Below are 18,859 nucleotides of genomic sequence, written 5' to 3'. Positions count from 1 at the left end.
GATGGCAGTCAACAGGTTATCGAGCGCCGGACCTGGCCGAGCGCGGTAGCGTTTTGCAAGGCCCCGATGACCCTGCGTCCACGCTCCACGAGGGTCAGCCGTTCCCAGCCTCCGGTATAGAAGAGCCACTGGTACTGTGCATGGTGTCCATCCCTCCTCCGGCTTGCCGGCACCCCGCGCCGGATCGAAAGAGATCGTCCGGCATGGCAAGGGTGTTCGATTGCGGATCTGCGGAGAGCCCGCCGATCTGGTGTCGACCCCGGCACCGTGGTGCTCCACGGCAGGACCATCCTGGAGCTGATGCTCCGTCCGAGGCCGAGGACCAGCCTATCACCGCTGTTCAGGCGAGCAAGGGGCTCACGCACCGAAACATCGAAAGCGATTCTCTTCCATTCCATCCATGTCTACCCGCGGTCCGCAGGGTCCCACCGCTCCCACCGCGTCTCGCAGCGCAGCCGGGCAGGCGTCGTTCGACGTCGCTCGTCGCACGTCGCACGTCGCACGTCGCACGCCGCACGCCGCACACGGCCAGGCAGGCGTCACCGGGAGCAGCGGCCAGGCAGGACGAGGCGCAAGGCGCATCTCGGCAGGACGAGGCGCAGCGCTCCGGCGAGACGACGTGCCGGACGCACGCGCGCAGCTGCCGGAACAGGTAAGGTGGAACAACGGCGAGGACGCCGGCAAGGACGTTGGACGGCGGGCCCGCGCGCCGTGACCTCCGCCGCCCGCGCCGCAGCGCGAGGTGGGGCCGCGCGCCCGTCAGACGTGCGCGAACCAGCTCGCCTCCTCGCCCTCCGGCAGCGCCGTGGCGAGGACCGCGAGCATCGCGTCGATCTCTTCCTTCGTGTGGACGCCGCTGCGCAGGATGGCCGCCGGGCCGTCGCCCCCAGGCACCACGACCGACTCCACGGCGAGCGCGGTGTTGACTCCATAGCCGTAGGACGCAAGCGTCACGACCGCGGTCGCTTCCCGGTCGTCGAGCAGCCTCCGGATCGTCAGCGTGCGGCGCACGCGCTCGCTGTCCTCGGCCCACGACGCGAGCCACGCCCGCGCCGCCTCGTCGAGGCCGACGAGCACGAGCTGCGCGGGAGGCAGCGCGTCAGGATCGGCCGCGGCGACGGCGGCGCGGTGGAAGCCCCGCACCTCCCGGCACCAGAGCGGCGGCGCGCCGTCGACGCGCACGAGAAAACCGTAGGGGCCACGGACCCCCTCTCGCTCCGAGCCCCCCGAAGAAGCAGAAGAGAAACTGTCGTTCGACACGAGGGGAGACGATACACGAGCTCTGCTCGGCGGAGGAAGCCCGCTCAATTGCGCAGCACGTCGAGGCGACATGGCTCCGCCCCGGTCACACCTGTCACACGCACGCCGCCTGGGTACGCTCGCCGATGCCCATGGCGACCACAACGAGAGCGCCACACTCCTGGGATTTCGGCTAAGGTGGCCCCGCCTCCCCCGTGGAGCCCGTCCGGGACGGGGTGCGTCCTGCACCTACGGCGTCGCCCCGGCCCCGACGGGCTCCAGCCCGCAGCGACGGGTCGGGGCGGCAGCAGCGCCCGATGTCGGGCGCGCTGCCGCGGAAGGCCGGCGAAGAGGCCCGCCGGCGCATCCCGCGTCACCTCGATCCCGATCGAACCGCAGGCAATGAAGCTCACGTCACAACAAGTCATCGAGATCGTCATCGCGCTCTGCGCCTACTTCGGCGTCGCGTTCGCGCTCAACTGGTTCACCCCGGCGCGCTTCCGCGTGCTCGCGCGGTACAGCACGGTCGCCGCGGGCGTCGCGCTGTTCTTCTATGGTCTGGACCGGTACATCGACGAGCACGCCCGCGCCGTGGACATGGCGAAGGTGGCGATCGCGATGGGCGCCGCGCTCTGCGTCTTCTACGAGACGCACCGCGAGGGGATGCGCCGTCCGATCGCGGAGCGCTGGAAGCGGTTCGCCGGCGTCGCGCTCGGCGTCGCCGCCATCATCGCGTACTTCAACGGCTTCCGCTTCGGCTATCCCAAGTATTACCACCGCTGGGATCAGTTCCATTATTACATGGGGGCCAAGTACTTCCCGGAGATGGGGTACGACGGCCTCTACAAATGCGCGCTGATCGCGCAGGACGAGCTGGGGCTCGTCACGTACACGAACGAGGACACGGGGCGGCAGGTCAAGCTCGACATGTCGAAGGAGGTCCGCCACCCGGACAAGAAGATCCGGAACCTCGGCGGCGACAACCTCCTCATGCCGGCGAGCGAGGTGCTCGCCAACCCCGAGATCTGCAAGGCGCACTTCGCACCGGAGCGCTGGGATGCGTTCAAGGCCGACGTGCAGTTCTTCCGGACGGCCTCGGACAAGGGCTACTGGGAGGACATGCAGAAGGACCACGGCTACAACCCGCCGCCGGTCTGGACGATCATGGGTAAGTTCTGGGCGGACCTCCAGCCGGCCAGCACCCGCTACCTCCAGTTCCTCGCCAGCTTCGATATTTTCTATCTGCTCGGGATGTTCGCCGCCCTCTACTGGGCCTTCGGGTGGCGGGTCTTCGCCGTCGCGGCGATCTTCTGGGGGTGCCAGTCGTCGGCGCCGTTCTACTGGACGGGCGGCGCGTTCCTCCGGCAGGACTGGCTCTTCTACCTGGTCCTCTCGGCCTGCCTCATCCGGAAGCGCTACTTCAAGCTCGCGGGCGCGAGCATGGTGTACGCGGGCCTCCTGCGCATCTTCCCGGGCCTGCCCGTGATCGGTTGGCTCACCGTCGCCGGGATTCACCTCGTCCGCCACAAGCGCATGGCGAGGTCGCACGTGCAGGTGCTGATCGGCGGCGCCCTCGCGGCCGCCGTGCTCATTCCGGTGAGCATGAAGGTCTCCGGCTCGGACTCGTACCGGCAGTTCTACGAGCACACGCTCAAGGTGCACGACCAGACGCCGCTGACGAACCACATGGGCCTCCGCGTGCTCGTCTCCCACGAGCCCGGTACGGGCGTCGAGTCCGGCCGCATGAAGTACACGAAGGACACGAAGCTCGTCGATCCGTTCGAGGTCTGGAAGCGGATGCGCAACGAGCGCTACGCGAAATATCGCTGGATCGCCTACGGGATCATCGCCGCGTCCCTGGCGGGCTTCGTCTACGTGTGCCGGCGGGTCCGCTCGCTGTGGGTGGCCCAGTGCCTCGCCCAGATCTTCGTCATCCTGCTCTCGCAGCTCACCTGTTATTACTATTCATTCATGATCTTGAGCGCGCCGCTCACCCGGGTGAAGCGCCAGATCGAGGTGCCGCTGTTCGGCCTGGCGGCGCTCAGCCAGTTCATCTGGATCACGTTCAACTACAACGACGACAAGTACACGGTGCTCACCGCTGTCTCACTCGCCTTCTGCTATTACCTGCTCTGGATCTTCTCCGGTAAGACGATGCCGTGGGCGCGGCAGCCCGAGCCGGCGAGCGAGGACGGCGGAAAGCCGACGGCCCAGCAGGCCTGAGGCGCTCGCCTCCTGCTGGATCACCACGGCATCGCATCTCATGCCTGGAAGTGCCTGGAAACGAACGATGACAGAAGTAGAGCGAGAGCATCCCGACGAGCGAGGCGATCTCCAGGGAGACGAGGCCCGGCCCAGCGATCCTGGGGCGCCGGCCGACCGGGGGAACACGCCGGCCCCGCCGCGCGGCGACGAGCGGGCGGTCCACGCTTTCCGGAAGGTCCCGCGGACGGGCGTCATCTACGTGACGACCGAGGCCGCGCGCCTCGGGTTCAAGGCAGGCGCCGACGAGGGGACGGACGGCTGGTGCAACCTCGGGCAGGGCCAGCCGGAGACGGGCCCGCTCCCGGGCTCGCCCCCGCGCTGCGCGGCGGTGCCGATCTCCGGAGACGACCAGGAGTACGCGCCGGTGGCCGGCCTCTGGGAGCTGCGCGAGGCGATCGCGTCGCTCTACAACCGCGCTTACCGGCGGGGCATGCCGTCGCGCTACACGGCCGAGAACGTGGCCGTGTCGGGCGGGGGTCGCATCGCCCTCACCCGCGCAGCGGCGGCGCTCGGGCAGATCAACCTCGGCCACTTCCTCCCCGATTACACAGCGTACGAGGAGCTGCTCGACGTCTTCCGGCTATTCTCGCCGATCCCGATCCTGCTCGAGGGCGAGCGCGGCTACTCGTTCTCGGTCGGCGACCTGCGCCGCGAGATCCTGGGCCGCGGGCTGAGCGCGATCCTCGCCTCGAATCCCTGCAACCCGACCGGGAAGCACGTGCGCGGCGAGGAGCTCGCCGCCTGGGTCCGCACCGCGAAGGAGCTCGATTGCGCGCTCTTGCTCGACGAGTTCTACTCGCATTACGTCTACGGGATGGGCGACGTCGCCCCGATGGAGAGCGCGGCGCGCTACGTCGAGGAGGTCGATCGCGATCCGGTCGTGATCTTCGACGGCCTGACCAAGAACTGGCGCTACCCTGGCTGGCGCGTCACCTGGACGCTGGGGCCGCGCGAGGTCATCGAGGCGGTGGCGAGCGCCGGCAGCTTCCTCGACGGCGGCGGCTCCAAGCCGATGCAGCGCGCCGCCGCAGAGCTGCTCACCATCGAGCACACCCGCGCCGAGACGACGGCCATTCACCGGACGTTCTCGCACAAGCGCGAGATCATGCTCGAGGGGCTGCGCAAGCTCGGCGTCACGGTCGACGCGGCGCCCGAGGGCACGTTCTACGTCTGGGGCTCGGTCGCGGATCTGCCCCCGGGGCTCTCCGACGGCTACGGCTTCTTCCGGGCGGCCCTCGGGGAGCGGATTATCGTCGTGCCGGGCGAGTTCTTCGACGTCAACCCCGGCAAGCGCCGGGCGGGGCGGCCGTCGCGGTTCCGCCACCACGTCCGTTTTTCTTTCGGCCCGAGCGAGGACGTCCTCGTCCGGGCGCTCGGGCGGCTCGAGCGCATGGTAGGCGAGCGTCGCCGGGCCTGACACCGGCGGCGCCGCGCAGGGGAGCGGGAAGACGGGGCCGAGCGCCAGGTCTTGTCGCGCTGCACGTCTTCCGACATGGTGGGGGAGCGCGTGGCCAAAGATCCGTGGAGTGATTGGAACGACGACGACCCCGGTAACTTCCAGCCGGGCGATACGATCGGCCCCTACGAGCTGCTGTTCCCGGCAGCCGTGGGCGGCATGGCCGCCGTGTGGGCTGCGCGGCTCAGGCGGCCCAACGGGTCCGTCCAGATCGTCGCCGTCAAGCTGCTGTCGGACGCGATGCGCGGGGATGACGACGCGCGGGCGATGTTCCTCGACGAGGCGTGCACCGCGTCGCGGATCCTCCACCCGAACGTCGTGCACATCCTCGCGTACGGTGAGGTCCGCGATCGGCCGTACCTCGCGATGGAGTGGATCGACGGCGCCCCGATCGCGAAGATCTTCTCGAACCAGAAGGCGAAGCGCGCGCTCCTGCCGCTCGGCTGGGTGCTCCACGTGATGATCGCCGCGTGCGCCGGGCTGCACGCGGCGCACGAGGTCCGCGACGACACGGGCGAGCTCCTCAACCTGATCCACCGCGACGTCACGCCGGAGAACGTGATGGTGACGTTCGACGGCATGGTCAAGGTCGTCGACTTCGGCGTCGCGAAGACGCGGGCGCGCGCGCAGACCAGCCGCGTCGGCGCGATCAAGGGCAAGACGGGGTATTTCTCGCCCGAGCAGGTCATGGGCGGGGCGCTCGACCGCCGCAGCGATCTCTTCTCGATGGGCGTGCTGCTCTACCTCCTGGTGACGGGCCACACGCCGTTCCGCGGCAAGGGCCCGCTGGAGGCGATGCAGCAGATCGCCAACCGCAACCCGCAGCCGCCGCGCGAGATCATGCCCGAGGTCCACCCGGAGCTCGACCGCATCATCATGCGCGCGCTCGCCAAGAACCCGAACGAGCGGTACCAGACGGCCGCGGAGCTGCGCCGCGATCTCGAGCAGGTGAGCGTCGCGGTCCGCGAGAGCTACACCGACAAACAGGTGGGCCAGCTCGTCCGCGATCTGCTCCCCGGGGTCGCCGAGGCGCGCAAGGAGCGGATCGATCAGGCGCTCGACGAGCTCGATCGGATCCTCGCCGAGCGCGCCCACCCCCAGAAGCCGCAGGCCTCGCGCCCCGAGGACGCGACCGAGGTGATGCTCCGGCGCATCTCCATGCTGCCGATCCTGCAGGACGGCCCGGAGGCGACGGAGGGCGGGGGCGCGGCCGACGCGGCGCCGCCCTCGTCCCCGGCAGGCCCCGCGAGCTCGCGCATGTCGGGGCCCGCGAGCTCGCGCATGTCGGGGCCAGCGAGCTCGCGCATGTCGGGGCCAGCGAGCTCGCGCATGTCGGGGCCGGCAAGCTCGCGCATGCCGGCGCCGACGAGCCCGCGCCGCGCGAACGCCGACCCGATGCGCAAGTCGAATCCGGACGCGACGCGCAAGTCGAATCCGGATGCAACCCGCAAGTCGAACCCGGACGGGGCAGGCTCGCCGTTCGATTTCCCGGCGGGGCTTTCGCCGCTGCCGCTGATCCCGCCGCCACTGCACGTGGGGCCGCCGGCGCCCCCGGGGCCGGCGGCTCACGTCGGTCCGGCGGCGCACGCGGGCGGCCCCGCGAGCGCTGTCGCGCCGGCGCCCGAGCGCCGCGCGCGCCCGGCCCCTGCGACGTGGTCCTTCGTCCGCGTGGCGTTGCTCGCGCTGATCGTCCTGGGCCTGATCGCGGCCGCTGCGTTCGCGCTCGCGCGTTCCGGCCGCCTGCCGTTCGGCCGTGTGGGGGTGCCTTCCGCCAGCCCCAGCGCCTCCGTACCGGCGGTGCAAACGCCCGATGCCGGCGCCGATGCCGCGGCGAAGCCGAGCGCGTCGGCGACGGCCGCCACGGTCGCGAGCGACGCCGTCGCGGATGCCGCGGCCCCGATCGACGCGGCCGCGGCCGAGCAGATCGCCGACGCGGCCGCGCAGGTCGACGCGGCCGACGCGGCCGCGCAGGTCGACGCGGCCGACGCGGCCGCGGATGCCGCGGTCCCCGCCGACGCAGGCGCCCCTCTCCCGAGCGGGCAGCCGGCGTACATCCCCGGCGCCGCACCCGCGCCGGCGACGCCGTACCCGGGCTCCTCGGTCACCCCTGCGCCGCGCGTCCCGGGACCCTTGCCGACGCCATCCGTCACCGGGTGGCCTCCGCCACGGCCCTCGCTCCAGCCCGCGCAGCCGGCGACTCCACCCGCCCCCGCGCTGCCGCGCGGGCCCGTCCCCGGCCAGGCGCCGCCGCGGCCGCGCCCCGCTGCGCCGCCCCTCGACCTGGCGCCGCGGTAGCGCCTTCAGACCGGCCGCAGCGGCCTCCCGCGCGGCCGGCGGATCGCGCTCAGTGCTCCTTCGGCTTCTCGGGCTGCGCCTCTTCGGACGGCGGGGACGGCGTGGCGCGGGCGGCGGCTTTCTTCAGAGACGACTCCGCCAGCGACACCAGCATGGCGAGGTTCACCGGCTTCGAGAGCAGGAAGATCGCGTGCCGACGCAGCGCGCGGATACGAGCCTGCTGCGACTCATCGGCCGTCACGACGAAGACGGGCGTGTCCCGGTTCAGCGCCCCCTTGGCCGAGAGCGACTCGAGCACGCTGAAGCCGTCGACCAGCGGCATGTGCAGGTCGAGCACCACGAGATCGAACTTGCGCGCGGAGAGCCGGCGCAGCGCCGGCGCCCCGCCGTTCGCCTCCTCGACCTCGCCCAGCGGGCGGAGCGAACGCACGAACATGGATCGGATCGCGGCGTCGTCGTCGATGACGAGGATGCACGTCACAGCGTCATGCTCGCACGGATGCAGAAGCGCTGGAAGCCCGCCGCCCGCGCCCGCATCACCCGACGCGCGCAACACAGACGGACGCATTGTCCTCGCAGATCCCGCGTTCAGCGGTCCCGGCCGAGACATGGACGCCACGTACGGGCTGCGGTACACGCAGAGCTAGACGTCATCGAACCCGCGCACCGCAAAGGAACGATCCCATGGGCAAGTTCACCCTCACACACGAGATCAACTGCAACCTCGAGACGTTCTGGAAGCTGTTCCTGGACAAGACATTCAACGAGGAGCTCTACAGGAAGGAGCTCGGTTTCCCCGAGTTCACGATCACGGAGCAGGTCGAGACGGCGACGGAGATCATCCGGAGGTCGGCCGGGAAGCCGAAGATGAATCTGCCCGGCCCCGTCGAGAAGCTGCTCGGCTCCGGGTTCCGCTACACCGAAGAGGGCAGGCTGAACAAGGCGACGAAGGTGTGGACCTTCAAGCTGACACCAAGCACCCTGGCCGACAAGATGCGCAACGAAGGCGTGGTGCGCGCCGATGCCATCGGCGACAACAAGGTGCGTCGGATCGCCGAGATCACGATCGAAGCGAAGGTGTTCGGCGTCGGCGGCATGCTCGAGAGCAGCGCCGAAAAGGAGCTGCGGCAAGGGTGGGAGCTCAGCGCGGTCTTCATGAACAAGTGGATCGCCCAGGGCAAAGCCGCTTGACCGGGCCGATGGCGATCGATCGGCCCCTGCTGCGCACCGCCTGGGGCGCCTGACGCAAGCGCTGTCCGACGAGACGAACGGACGGCGACGCCGACGAGAGGGGATCGCGATCGCCCATTTCGCGGCCTCCGTCCCGCGAACGAGCGAGGGCGCCCCTTCACGTCCAGGGTCAAATCGGGAGATCTGCGGCTCCTGCTCTTGCTGCGGTGGCACACGGGAACCAGGGCCACGGCATGGAGCACGTCGTCATCATCGGTGCCGGCTTCGGCGGCCTCTACGCGGCGCGGGCGCTCCGGCGCGAGCCGGTACGCGTGACCGTGATCGACCGGCACAACCATCACACGTTCCAGCCCCTCCTGTACCAGGTCGCGACGGCGGGCCTGAGCGCGAGCGACATCGCCACGCCCATCCGCCACGTGCTGCGCAAGCAGAAGAACACGAGCGTGATCCTCGCCGAGGTGAAGGCGATCGACCCCGTCCAGAAGCGGGTGATCTTCGAGGACGGCGAGCTCGGCTACGACAAGCTGATCGTCGCGGCCGGGGCGTCGCACTCGTACTTCGGGAACGACGCGTGGGCGGCCTTCGCGCCCGGGCTCAAGACCGTCGAGGATGCGCTCGAGATTCGCCGGCGCGTCCTCGTCGCCTTCGAGGCGGCCGAGCGCGAGCCCGATCCGGCGCGGCGGAGCGCCTGGATGACGTTCGTCGTGGTGGGCGCGGGTCCGACGGGCGTCGAGCTCGCCGGTGCCCTCTCGGAGCTCTCGAGGCACACGCTCAGGCGCGAGTTCCGGCACATCGACCCGAGCAAGGCCCGCATCGTCCTGCTGGAAGGGGCCGGGCAGGTGCTGCCGTCGTACGTCCCGGAGCTCGGCGAGAAGGCGAAACAGCAGCTGGCCGCGCTCAATGTGGAGGTGCGGACGAACTGCCGCGTCACCGGCATCGACGAGGAGGGGGTCTCGATCGGCGACAAGCGGATCGAAGCCAGGACCGTGCTCTGGGGGGCCGGCGTGGCGGCGTCGGCCATCGCCCGCACCCTGGGAGCGCCGCTCGACCGGGCAGGGCGCGTGCTGGTGGCGCCGGACCTGACGGTGCCGGGTCACGAGGACATCTACGTGATCGGCGACCTCGCGTCGCTGAAGCAGGAGGACGGGACGCCCGTGCCCGGCGTGGCGCCCGCGGCGATCCAGGGAGGGCGCCACGCTGCGCGCAGCATCGCGCGCACCTTGCGGGGGCTGCCGCGGCTGCCGTTCCGATACAACGACCGGGGATCCATGGCGACGATCGGGCGCGCGGCGGCGGTCGCCGACTTCGGCAAGCTGAAGCTCTCCGGGTTCCTGGCGTGGCTCGCGTGGCTGTTCGTCCATATCCTCTTCCTGATCGGCTTCCGTAACCGCTTCCTGGTGCTGTTCTCGTGGGCCCTGTCCTACGTGACCTACCAGCGCGCCTCACGGTTGATCACGGGCGAGATCCCGCCGCTCCTGGAGGACCACCGCGCGCCGGAGCTCGAGGCGCGCAAGGACGGTGGCGCCGTCAGGAGGCACCAGCCCATGGAGCCCGCGCGCACACGCGCCTAGGCGCGGCCCTGGAGCACACACGCCACGCGCCGGCGACCTGCGCTCGTCTGGACCTTGGCGACGGAGCTGCGTTAGCGTCATTGACCATGACGATCCATCCCGGACAGGGCGCCCCGACGCATCCGTGGCGAGCGCTCCTCGCCAGCGCAGCACCTCTCGCCGCACTCCTGCTCGGCGCCCCCTCCGCCTTCGCGCAGGCGCCTCCTGCTGCGTCCGCGCCGCCGCGCGCAGCCGCCCCTGCCGGCGCCGAGCCGCAGCCCGCGCCCTACGGAGCCCCCGCGCCGTACGGCGCGCCTGCCCCCTACGGGCAGCAGCCCGGCTATTACCCGCCTCCCGGCTACGCCCCGCCTCCGGGCTATGCCCCGCCTCCCGGCTACGCCCCGCCTCCGGGCTACGCCCCGCCGCCCGGATACGCCTCGACTCCCGGCTCGTACCCGGTCGGCCCGAGGATCATGAACTACGAGGAAGGGCAGGCCGTCCCGGAGGGCTACCGCGTCGAGGAGAGGGCGCGCCGCGGCCTGGTCATCGGCGGCGCCGTGACGTTCGGGGTCACCTACATCCTCTCGGCGATGGTCGGGCTCGTCGCGGAGAGCGCGGACAGGGCGAGCGGCGGCAGCGGGGAGAGCTACCTCCCGCTCTACATCCCGCTCGCCGGCCCCTTCATCACCGTCGGCACCGCCGATGCGAAGGGCGGCGGCGTCTTCGTCCTCATGGTCGACGGGCTGGCTCAGGTCGCCGGGGCCGCGATGTTCATCGGCGGCCTCGCGGCGCCCGAGAAGAAGCTCGTCCGCAACGACGTCTCCCTCTCGGTGAAGCCGATCGTCACGGGCGACGCCGTCGGGCTCGGCGTCTCCGGCTCGCTCTGAGCGCGCGCCGCCCGCGGCTCGGCGTCACGGCACGACGGGCGGCGTCTCATCCATCGTCTTGACGGCGCGCTTGGCCCTGCGGCGCACGTCGACGTGCAGCGACTCGTCGAAGTTGATGGCCGAGAACGCCGCCCGCGCCTCGATGTTCTTGCCGAGCGCGGCGTACGCCTCGGCCTCGTTCCATCGCAGCTTCCAGTCGCGCTTCGCGAGATCCGAGAGCCTCGCCGCATCGGCGATGATGTCCGGGTACCGCTGCTGCTTCCCGAGCTCGGTCCAGTGCTCGGCCCGGAGATCGTCGTCCCCGGGCGCGAGCGCGACGGCCGCCGCGAAGCCCGCCAGCGCGTCGTCGATCCGACCTGCGACGAGCTCGGCGCGGGCGAGCGAGCGGCGCGCGCCGGCGCTCTCGGGGTGAGCCGCGACGAAGGCGGCGAGCGCGGGGATCGCCTCGTTGACCTTCTGGATGTCCGCGGGATCGCTCGGCCAGAACCGGAGCGAGAGCGCCGCGAGATCGCCTGGGTCGCTCTCCAGCGCGCGCTCGACCGCGGCGGGCACCTCCGCTCCGCGGCCCGCCTGGGACAGGCACTTGGCGAGCTCGACCCAGGCGCCCGACGAGGACGGCGTCGTCGCGACGAAGGCCTCGGCCGCGGCGAGCGCCTCGTCGGTGCGCCCGAGCGATCGGAGCGCGGCGATCCGCGCGAGGTGCGCGCGCTCGCCGCTCGCCCCTTCGCCCGAGGCGGCGACGGCGCGCTCCGCCGCGGCCAGCGCGACGTCGTGGCGGAGCTCGCGCTCGTGGTAGGTGAGCTGCTCGAGATAGAAGGCGCCGTCGCGCGGCGCCGCGTCCCACTGGCCCGCGAGGTACTCGAGCACCGCGTCGGAGCGCACGTAGACGAGCGAGGCCGCGTCGCGCGGGTTCTCGTAGATCGGCGTGAGGACCCCGAGCTGGACCATCGCGTCCAGCGCCGGCTGGCAGTCGGGCTTCGCCTCGAGCGCGAGCACCATCTCGTCGAGCGCGGCGTCTTTCTTCTGCATCGCCAGGTGCACTTGCCCGACCGCCACGTGGTAGTCGGCGTCCCCCTGGAATGTCTTTCGGATCGCCTGGAAGCTCTTCAGCGCCGCGGGGTGATCGCCCATGTTCGCCTGCGCCGAGGCGAGGTTCAGCCGCGCGGCGTGATCGTCAGGATCCATCGTGATGATGCGCTTGAGCGCCGAGATCGCCTTCTCGTAGTCGCGCTCGCCGAAGGCCTTCTGCGCGCGCTCCCAGACCGGAGCCTTGTCGAGGAACGCCTCGAATTGCGAGACGAGCGTGCTGTTCTGCTTGCGCCAGACGCCGCTCTTGCCGGGCTCGGAGTTCGTGAGGAAGTCCTTGATCCACTTGCGGGCGGCGTCGATGCCGAGCCCCTTGTCGGCCAGCCCTTCGAACTCACCCCGAGGCACCGGCATGCGCGCGGGGATCCCCTGCCGGCGCGCCGTGGTCTCATCCAGGCCGATCAGCACCCAGTCGCTTTGCTCGCTCATGATCCAAGGACGGTAGCCGCCGTGCCCCGCCGGGATCAAGCGACGTCTCGGCGCGGCGCGCGTCGCGCGTCGCGCGCTCGCGGGCGCAGCGGCGCTCAGGAATAGAGCCAGGCCAGCAAGACGAACGCCATGAAGGCCGCCGCCGCGACGGCGAGCGCGAGCGCGCGCGGCACGCCGAGGAGCATCGGCCGGAGGCTGGCCTGAAACGCGTCAGCGTCCGCAGCGGTGGGCGGGCCGATCGCGTCGCCCGCAGCGTCGCCCCGGACGGCGAGCGCAGCGGATGGCACGCCTGCCGCGTCGCTCCTCGCGGGGCCGGTCGCCATGAGCTGCTGCGCCGCGCTCGCGTCCCCGGGCGCCGGAGTCAGCCGATGCGGGGGCGCGCCGAAGTCCGAGGGCCTCGACGTGGCGGGTGATGCCAGGTGCTCGAGGCCGAGCTGGGCGAGGATGGACCGCTGCTCGTTGCCCCACGCGACAGGCAGCGCGGTCGTCTCGGGCGCGAGCGTGAGCGGCGTGGACATGACCTTGTGCATCGCCCGCTCGAGCGCGAGCGCCTCGTCGAGGCGGTGCGACGCGCGCTCCGGGGCGGCGCTCGCGGAGAGGCGCAGCGCCTCGGTGGCCATCTCGGAGAGGTGAGCAGCCACCTTGGCCAGCGCCAGCTTGCGCTCGGCGTGGGCGACCGCGAAGCGCGCCTCCTCGCGGAGCCGGAGCGCCTCGGTCGTGAGGCGGTCGACCTCCGCGTGCAGCGGCCGCGCGCCTCCCGGCGCGCCTTGCGCCGTGAGCGGTGTGTCGGCGTCATGATCCACGGCGAACGCGGCCACCCTCGAGATCGAGGGCGTCGCCTCGTTCCCGGGCGTCGCGCGCGGCTCGTTCCCGAACATCGGCAGCGGCTCGCTGTCCCGCTCGGTGATGGATCCGTACGAGGGCAGGCTGCTGCGCCGCCGTCCTCCGCCCGAGCTGGAGGACCCGGGGTCGGCGCGCCCCCTGCCGTTGCTGCCGACGACGACCGTCGCCTCGTCGGCCGTCTCGGAGGCCATGGCACCACGCCGGCCCAGATCGTCGTCCGCGGCGTCCACGTCGCTCGGCGTGAGGCCGGTCGGCGAATGGGACAGCGTCCCGCGGCGCGCCTCGATGTCGGTCGCGTCGCCGTCCTGAGCGCGCGCCCCCCCGTCGCTGCGCAGCCATCCGGGCGCGTTCGCACCCCTGCCCCGCGGATCGGCCGATGGCCGGCGCGGGATCGCCCGCGCGGTCGAGAGCGAGGGGCGCGGCGCCTTGGCGACGCCGGCGAAGCCGCCGGTGACGGCGCGCTCGAACCAGCGCATCTGCCTCATCGCGTTGCGCCGCACGAAGCGCCCGAGCGCCTCCTCGTTGCCCTCGTGGTACCCGTGGCTGTGCAGCCAGCCCTCCAGCCGAGCGAGGATCTCGTCCGCGCTCTGGAAGCGCGACGGCGGGTCCCTCTCGAGACAGCGCATCACGATCGACACGAGCTCCTTGTCGATCTTCGGCCGGAGCTCCCGGAGATCGGCCGCCGGCTGCGTCGACATGCTCCGCAGGAGCTCGTAGTCGCTCGTCGACGGCCACGGGTGCTTGCCAGTGAAGAGCTCGAACAGCACGACGCCGAGCGAGAACAGGTCGGAGCGCTTGTCGGCGGCGCCCCCGCGGGCCTGCTCCGGCGCCATGTACGTCGTCACGCGGCGGCGCGCCCCGACGGCCGTCGTCATCACGCGGAGCGACGATTTGGCGAGCCCGAAATCGGCGATCTTCACCTCGCCCTGGAAGCCGACGAGCACGTTGCCCGGCGTCAGATCGCGGTGCACGAGGTTGAGCAGCGCGCCGCCTGGCGAGCGGAGCTCGTGCGCCGCGCTGAGCCCGCGGCAGAGCGTCGCGCCGACGTGGACGACGAGCCGCTCGGAGAACATCTCGCCCGTGTCGAAGACGGTCTTCATGAGCCGCGCGAGGCTCACGCCCTGCACGAGCTCGACGGCGAAGTACCATCCCTGCTCGTCCGTCCCCCAGCCCGCGACCTCGACCACGTTCGGGTGCTTGAGCGCCGCGGTCGTGCGCACCTCGTCGAGGAACCGGGTGGAGACGTTCTGATCCTCGGCGAAGTGCGGGTGCAGCCGCTTGACGGCGAGCAGCTCCCCAGGCCGGTGCGGACCTGCCGACCTGCAGAGATCAACGCGGGTGGTGGCCCCGGACGCGATCTCTGCAAGGAACTGAAGCGAGAGCGCAGCCGGCGCGGGCTCGGGGAGCCGAGACATGCACGGAGAAGTCTAGCGGGCGACGGCCCCCAGCGGAAAGAGCATCAGACGCCCGCGCGCACCGCGGCGATCGCGGCGGCGACCCCGGAGGGGGTGGCCTTGAGGTGCACGTCCAGGTGGTCATCCTTGGTCTTGAGCGCACGGACACCGAGCACCGGCGCGCAGATGCGCAGCGCCCGCGCGACCGTCGGATTCCCGCCGAGGGCCGGGATTTTGAGGAGATCCAGGGTAATCCTGTCATCCTTCGCGTCGATCAGCGCGGCGGGCCGCTTGGGCATGAAGGAGACGAGATCGCCCGGCTTGTTCAGGTCGATCGCCCCCGAGCCGATCAGCCCGGCGATCGGCGAGGCCTCGTCGCCCATCACCTGCAGCTTGAGGTCGGCGATCCGCAGGCCGACCTGGATCGCGTCCGCGCGCACGTCGAGCTCCTCGGCGAAGGCCGTGAACGAGGCCCGGATCGGGGCGCCCATGACCTTCACCGTCAGCGCGAGGCGCAGGCCCGGGGGCGCGGCCTCGATCACGATGTCCTTCGGCGCGCGCTTGCCGCCGCTGAGCTCTCTCGCCAGATAGCGCAGCGCATCGATCGGGACGCCGAACCGCAGGCGCAGCGCGCCGCGCAGCGCCCTCGCGATCTCCTCGGGGTGCGCCTTGAGATAGTCACCGGCGTGGCGGAGCAGGACCTTCGGGTCGGGCTTGGGCATCGTTGGGGCAGCTACGATTGCCCGGAGTCAGGCCGGCACGCAAGGGGCGAGCGCGGTCTACAGCGACGCCATCGACGACCGGAGCTCGCTGTTCGAATGGGGGCGACTCGGTCACACTCGGGCCCGATGCAGACCAGGATACTACTTGTCATGGCGACAACAGCGCTCGCGATCGGCTGCGGATCGGCCGACGGGACGCTCGAGTGGGCGCCGAGCGGCAGCGGAGGCGGGGGCCAGGGCGGCGACAGTGATGGCCGGGGCGGCGATGGCGACGGCCAGAACAGCGGTGGGGGCCAGAGCGATGGCGGCGGGGGCAAGGGCGATGGCGGCGGCGGCGCGCCGAGCGGCGAGGACGGCGGTTCGAGCGGCGCCGGGGCGCCGGGGGCCTTCTGCGACCCACCTCCGGCGTGCGATGCGCCGCCGCCGGATCCGGGGGAGGAGCTCGCCTGGAACCACCCGTCCTCGTACCTCATCGCCGGCGCTGGGAGCCCCAACCACCGCGGACGCGACCTCTACCTGACGCCGGACGACCCGCAGTGGATCATCGGAAAGTTCGCCTACGGGATCACGGACAAGGACCTGAAGGATGAGCGGGTCGACATCTATCTGCTCCGCGGCTGCGGCGGCGCGTGGGAGCGCCTCGGCTCGGCGACCACGACGGAGGCGGACTCGGCGCACCGCGCGGTCGAGGGCGTCAGCGATGACGGCGGCCGCGTCTATTTCGAGATCCCCGCGGCGCAGCGGCTCGGTCCGGGCCGGCACCGGGTCCACCTGGTCGTCCGCGGCGACCTCTCGAGCACCGACCTCTTCATCGAGGTCGTCCCGCGGGGCGCCCCGGTGTTCGTCAGCGACGTCGATGGGACGCTCACCGGCACGGAGACCGAGGAGTTCACCTCGCTCCTCCTCGGCGAGCTGCCCGACGTGCACGCGCACGCCGCGGCGGCGTTCCACCGGCTCACGTCGAAGGGCTACCGCCCGATGTACCTGACCGCGCGGCCGGAGTGGCTCGTCCAGCGCACGCGCGACTTCATCGAGGCGTACGGCTTCCCGCCTGGCATCGTGCACACGACGCTGAGCCTGACCGGCGCGGTGGGCGACCGCGCCGTGGAGTACAAGACAGCGGAGCTGGAGCGGCTGTTCGACGGAAGGGAGATGCTGCCCGCGTGGGCCTTCGGCAACACGGCGACCGACGCCGAGGCCTACGACAACGCCGGCGTGATGCCGCTCGCGCAGCGCGTGTTCTATCGGTTCGACGATGAGTCGCACGGGGGCCGTCGCATCGACAGCTACGACGAGCTGTTCGCCGAGATCGACGCGCTCCCCAGCCTCTGCGATTGATCCACCCGGCCGGCGCGTCGCCCGTCAGCCGGACGCCTGCTCGGTCCGGGCGCCGCTCGCCGGCGCCTCCGATGCGGCCGCGGCGCCGGCCGGCGCTTCGACGCGACCGCCGATCGAGCGGAGGAGCTCGCTCACCGCGGCGTGGGCGCGCTCGCGCAGCTCGTTGACCCGCGCGCCCTCGCGGCCGTCCGGGCGCACGGCCATCGGCGCGCCGACCCGGACGCGGACGATCCGCAGGGTGCCGTCGCCGGTGTCGATGGCGCCCTTCTTCATGAGGAGGTGCGTGCCGTCGATGGCGACCGGCACCACGGGCACGCCGGCGCGGACGGCTGCATAGAAGCCGCCGTTCTTGAACTCCCGGAGGATGCCGTCCTCGCTCCGCGTCCCCTCGGGGAAGACGAGCAGCGGCTTGCCGCTCCTGAGCACCTCCTCGAACCGCGCGATCGCCTCGACCGCGGCGCGGGAGCCGACCGTGCGATCGACAGGCACATGGCCCGCGAGCCGGAGGTGCCAGCCGAGGAACGGGATCTTCATGAGGGAGCGCTTGGCGGCCCACTTGAAATCGCCTGGCAGAACGGCGCCGAGGGCCAGAATGTCAAGAAGGCTCTGGTGGTTCGAGCAGTAGACGAACACCCCGGGAGGGACGTTCTCGAGCCCGCTCGCCTGGATCTCGATATCGAGCCCTCGCGCGCTCGCCTGACACCAGCGGCGCATCGCCCACAGGCTCGCCGAGCGCTGCGGCGTGAGGGGGCCCAGCGTCAGAGACACTGTGCCGTACGCCATGGTCCTGAGGGTGAAAGGGACCCACTGGCGCGTCGCCAGCCATGCGCTCTTGAGATCCATACTACAGCGCTTACCACTCTCCATGTCGGGCGAAAACGCGTAGTGGCTTGCGCACCATCGCTGTGTGCGTGCGACGTTGCTCGACTCCAGATCGCCGCTCCGCGACGCGGCGAGATCGCGATCCGGCGTTCGCCCACGTCGGAAGCTCGCCATGAGTCGGGACGGCTCCGCCGGCCAGGGTGGCGGCTCGAGCGACGCGCTCTTGGGGCGCCGTGCGGCTACGGCTGGAGCGGCGGCGTGAGCAGCCCCCAGCCGACCGTGGCCGGCCGCCCGGCGCGCTCGAACTTCACCGTGTACAGGCCTGTCTCTTCGGCGCTCTGCACGACGGCTGGGCGCAGCGCGCCGACCCATTCGGCCCAGACGCTCGCCCCGATCTTGAGCTGCGGCTTGACGGGGAGCGGGCGGAGCGCCGATTCGTCGGCGAGCAGCGCGGCGCCGCCGTAACCGAGGGCAAACCACCGCGCGGAGCTGCTGGACAGCGACGTCAGGACGGCGCCTGGCTCGGCCGCGGGACCGCCGAGCCGCGACACGAGCAGCACGTGGCGCCACGTCTCGCCGTCCTTCCATGCGGCGAAGTTGCCGGGCGCGAGCCCCGCGGTCTGCACGACGAAGCGAACGCCCTTGAGCTGCGCGAGCGGGGTTCGCGGGTCCATGTCGGTGTAGCGGACCTCGATCTTGTCCTTCACGAAGCGGGTGAGGACGGCGTGCTTCATGACGCCGTTCCACTCCGTGAGCAGCGGGTCGTGGGGCCGGAGGCGGGGCGCGTCGGGCACGGGGATGACGTAGCCCGGGTGAACCTTGTACGACGGTCCGCCCCTCCCCTCGACGATGAGGTCGTCGCCGTCGAAGCCGACCACCGTGCCCGCGTACAGCACGAGCGTGGACCCGAGCTTGGCCCCGGCGAGCATCCGGTCCGAGAAGGTGAACACGCGGCGGCCTGGCTCGAGCTTGATCGGATACGGGGGGAGGCCGAGCGGGTTCGACGCGTGCGCCGCGCCGGTCGGCGCCGAGGACTCCGCGAACGCAGGCCGCGGCAGCGCAGCGACGGGCGGGCTCTGGGAGGGCATCGGCGTCGGGGTCGACGCCGGCGCCGACTCGCACGCAGCCGCGAAGCACGCCGCGAGGAGGCAGGCGAGCGCCGCGACCACGCCGCGGGAGCGCGGCGCTCGGGCCCCGAGGCATCGCATCGCGCGGCGCTCGCTCTCCTTCGCGGTGGCGCGACGCAGCCTGCGGGACCCGGCCCCGAGACCGCCGGGACGTCGGTCAGCCATCGCGGGCGAGCATGGACCGCGAAACGGACGACGGCGAGCGGAAAGGGACA

Annotated in this window: 14 protein-coding genes; 7 read left to right on the top strand and 7 right to left on the bottom strand. The window is 71.6% G+C overall.

Going from position 1 to position 18,859, the window contains the following annotated elements:
- Positions 1 to 759: 759 nt before the first annotated feature.
- Complete coding sequence (locus tag WMF14_RS17295) at positions 760 to 1,182, bottom strand: hypothetical protein (RefSeq protein ID WP_044964995.1); 423 nt, start codon at positions 1,180 to 1,182, stop codon at positions 760 to 762.
- A 459-nt stretch (positions 1,183 to 1,641) separates the two neighbouring features.
- Between WMF14_RS17295 and WMF14_RS17290 the strand changes: the two genes are divergently transcribed.
- The 3 genes from WMF14_RS17290 to WMF14_RS17280 all read left to right on the top strand — a co-directional run bounded on the left by WMF14_RS17290 (position 1,642) and on the right by WMF14_RS17280 (position 7,255).
- Positions 1,642 to 3,462, top strand: a complete 1,821-nt coding sequence (locus tag WMF14_RS17290) for a hypothetical protein (RefSeq protein WP_272098248.1) — start codon at positions 1,642 to 1,644, stop codon at positions 3,460 to 3,462.
- 67 nt (positions 3,463 to 3,529) lie between these two features.
- Entirely contained in the window at positions 3,530 to 4,921 is a 1,392-nt protein-coding gene (locus tag WMF14_RS17285; RefSeq protein WP_272098247.1) for a pyridoxal phosphate-dependent aminotransferase, read from the top strand.
- A 90-nt stretch (positions 4,922 to 5,011) separates the two neighbouring features.
- Positions 5,012 to 7,255: a protein kinase domain-containing protein gene (locus WMF14_RS17280; protein WP_437802258.1), complete on the top strand. Its 2,244-nt coding sequence runs from the start codon at positions 5,012 to 5,014 to the stop codon at positions 7,253 to 7,255.
- A 49-nt stretch (positions 7,256 to 7,304) separates the two neighbouring features.
- Here WMF14_RS17280 and WMF14_RS17275 read toward each other — a convergent pair whose 3' ends face one another.
- The gene (locus WMF14_RS17275) at positions 7,305 to 7,736 is read right to left on the bottom strand and encodes a response regulator (RefSeq protein WP_272098245.1); all 432 of its coding nucleotides are present in this window, start codon (positions 7,734 to 7,736) and stop codon (positions 7,305 to 7,307) included.
- Positions 7,737 to 7,939: 203 nt separating this feature from the next.
- Between WMF14_RS17275 and WMF14_RS17270 the strand changes: the two genes are divergently transcribed.
- The 3 genes from WMF14_RS17270 (at position 7,940) to WMF14_RS17260 (ending at position 10,883) form a co-directional block, all read left to right on the top strand.
- Positions 7,940 to 8,446 carry a DUF2505 domain-containing protein gene (locus tag WMF14_RS17270; RefSeq protein ID WP_437329780.1) on the top strand — a complete coding sequence of 169 codons (507 nt, stop codon included), beginning with the start codon at positions 7,940 to 7,942 and terminating at the stop codon, positions 8,444 to 8,446.
- 233 nt (positions 8,447 to 8,679) lie between these two features.
- A complete protein-coding gene (locus tag WMF14_RS17265; RefSeq protein ID WP_437802256.1) occupies positions 8,680 to 10,017 on the top strand; it encodes an NAD(P)/FAD-dependent oxidoreductase in 1,338 nt (445 codons plus the stop codon).
- 86 nt (positions 10,018 to 10,103) lie between these two features.
- Positions 10,104 to 10,883, top strand: a complete 780-nt coding sequence (locus tag WMF14_RS17260; protein WP_437802254.1) for a hypothetical protein — start codon at positions 10,104 to 10,106, stop codon at positions 10,881 to 10,883.
- A 24-nt stretch (positions 10,884 to 10,907) separates the two neighbouring features.
- Here the strand turns inward: WMF14_RS17260 and WMF14_RS17255 are convergent, their stop codons facing one another.
- The 3 genes from WMF14_RS17255 to WMF14_RS17245 all read right to left on the bottom strand — a co-directional run bounded on the left by WMF14_RS17255 (position 10,908) and on the right by WMF14_RS17245 (position 15,357).
- Positions 10,908 to 12,398, bottom strand: coding sequence for a tetratricopeptide repeat protein (locus WMF14_RS17255; protein ID WP_437802252.1), 1,491 nt, complete (start codon positions 12,396 to 12,398; stop codon positions 10,908 to 10,910).
- A gap of 95 nt (positions 12,399 to 12,493) precedes the next feature.
- The gene (locus WMF14_RS17250) at positions 12,494 to 14,656 is read right to left on the bottom strand and encodes a protein kinase domain-containing protein (protein WP_437802250.1); all 2,163 of its coding nucleotides are present in this window, start codon (positions 14,654 to 14,656) and stop codon (positions 12,494 to 12,496) included.
- Between the two features lie 44 nt (positions 14,657 to 14,700).
- A complete protein-coding gene (locus WMF14_RS17245) occupies positions 14,701 to 15,357 on the bottom strand; it encodes a hypothetical protein (RefSeq protein ID WP_437802248.1) in 657 nt (218 codons plus the stop codon).
- Positions 15,358 to 15,507: 150 nt separating this feature from the next.
- On the opposite strand from WMF14_RS17245, the gene WMF14_RS17240 reads away from it, so the two are divergent.
- Positions 15,508 to 16,695 carry a lipin/Ned1/Smp2 family protein gene (locus tag WMF14_RS17240; protein ID WP_437802247.1) on the top strand — a complete coding sequence of 396 codons (1,188 nt, stop codon included), beginning with the start codon at positions 15,508 to 15,510 and terminating at the stop codon, positions 16,693 to 16,695.
- 24 nt (positions 16,696 to 16,719) lie between these two features.
- Here the strand turns inward: WMF14_RS17240 and WMF14_RS17235 are convergent, their stop codons facing one another.
- Together WMF14_RS17235 and WMF14_RS17230 are read right to left on the bottom strand one after the other, a co-directional pair.
- On the bottom strand, positions 16,720 to 17,538 hold the full coding sequence (locus WMF14_RS17235) for a lysophospholipid acyltransferase family protein (RefSeq protein WP_437802245.1): 819 nt from the start codon (positions 17,536 to 17,538) through the stop codon (positions 16,720 to 16,722).
- A 218-nt stretch (positions 17,539 to 17,756) separates the two neighbouring features.
- On the bottom strand, positions 17,757 to 18,725 hold the full coding sequence (locus tag WMF14_RS17230) for a hypothetical protein (RefSeq protein ID WP_437802243.1): 969 nt from the start codon (positions 18,723 to 18,725) through the stop codon (positions 17,757 to 17,759).
- Between the last annotated feature and the right edge of the window lie 134 nt (positions 18,726 to 18,859).

Source organism: Sorangium sp. So ce693 (genome assembly GCF_051521375.1).
In the GTDB taxonomy this organism is placed as follows: domain Bacteria; phylum Myxococcota_A; class Polyangia; order Polyangiales; family Polyangiaceae; genus Sorangium; species Sorangium atrum.
The sequence above is the reverse complement of the archived record's forward strand: the minus strand, read 5'-3'. Positions and strand labels throughout refer to the sequence as shown.

Excerpts from the sequence above, each read along its gene's own strand:
- WMF14_RS17290 (WP_272098248.1), top strand. The coding sequence starts at position 1,642 with ATGAAGCTCACGTCACAACAAGTCATCGAGATCGTCATCGCGCTCTGC.
- WMF14_RS17240 (WP_437802247.1), top strand. The coding sequence starts at position 15,508 with ATGGCGACAACAGCGCTCGCGATCGGCTGCGGATCGGCCGACGGGACG.
- WMF14_RS17270 (WP_437329780.1), top strand. The coding sequence starts at position 7,940 with ATGGGCAAGTTCACCCTCACACACGAGATCAACTGCAACCTCGAGACG.
- WMF14_RS17285 (WP_272098247.1), top strand. The coding sequence starts at position 3,530 with ATGACAGAAGTAGAGCGAGAGCATCCCGACGAGCGAGGCGATCTCCAG.
- WMF14_RS17265 (WP_437802256.1), top strand. The coding sequence starts at position 8,680 with ATGGAGCACGTCGTCATCATCGGTGCCGGCTTCGGCGGCCTCTACGCG.
- WMF14_RS17250 (WP_437802250.1), bottom strand. The coding sequence starts at position 14,656 with ATGTCTCGGCTCCCCGAGCCCGCGCCGGCTGCGCTCTCGCTTCAGTTC.
- WMF14_RS17260 (WP_437802254.1), top strand. The coding sequence starts at position 10,104 with ATGACGATCCATCCCGGACAGGGCGCCCCGACGCATCCGTGGCGAGCG.
- WMF14_RS17255 (WP_437802252.1), bottom strand. The coding sequence starts at position 12,398 with ATGAGCGAGCAAAGCGACTGGGTGCTGATCGGCCTGGATGAGACCACG.
- WMF14_RS17230 (WP_437802243.1), bottom strand. The coding sequence starts at position 18,725 with ATGCGATGCCTCGGGGCCCGAGCGCCGCGCTCCCGCGGCGTGGTCGCG.
- WMF14_RS17235 (WP_437802245.1), bottom strand. The coding sequence starts at position 17,538 with ATGGATCTCAAGAGCGCATGGCTGGCGACGCGCCAGTGGGTCCCTTTC.
- WMF14_RS17245 (WP_437802248.1), bottom strand. The coding sequence starts at position 15,357 with ATGCCCAAGCCCGACCCGAAGGTCCTGCTCCGCCACGCCGGTGACTAT.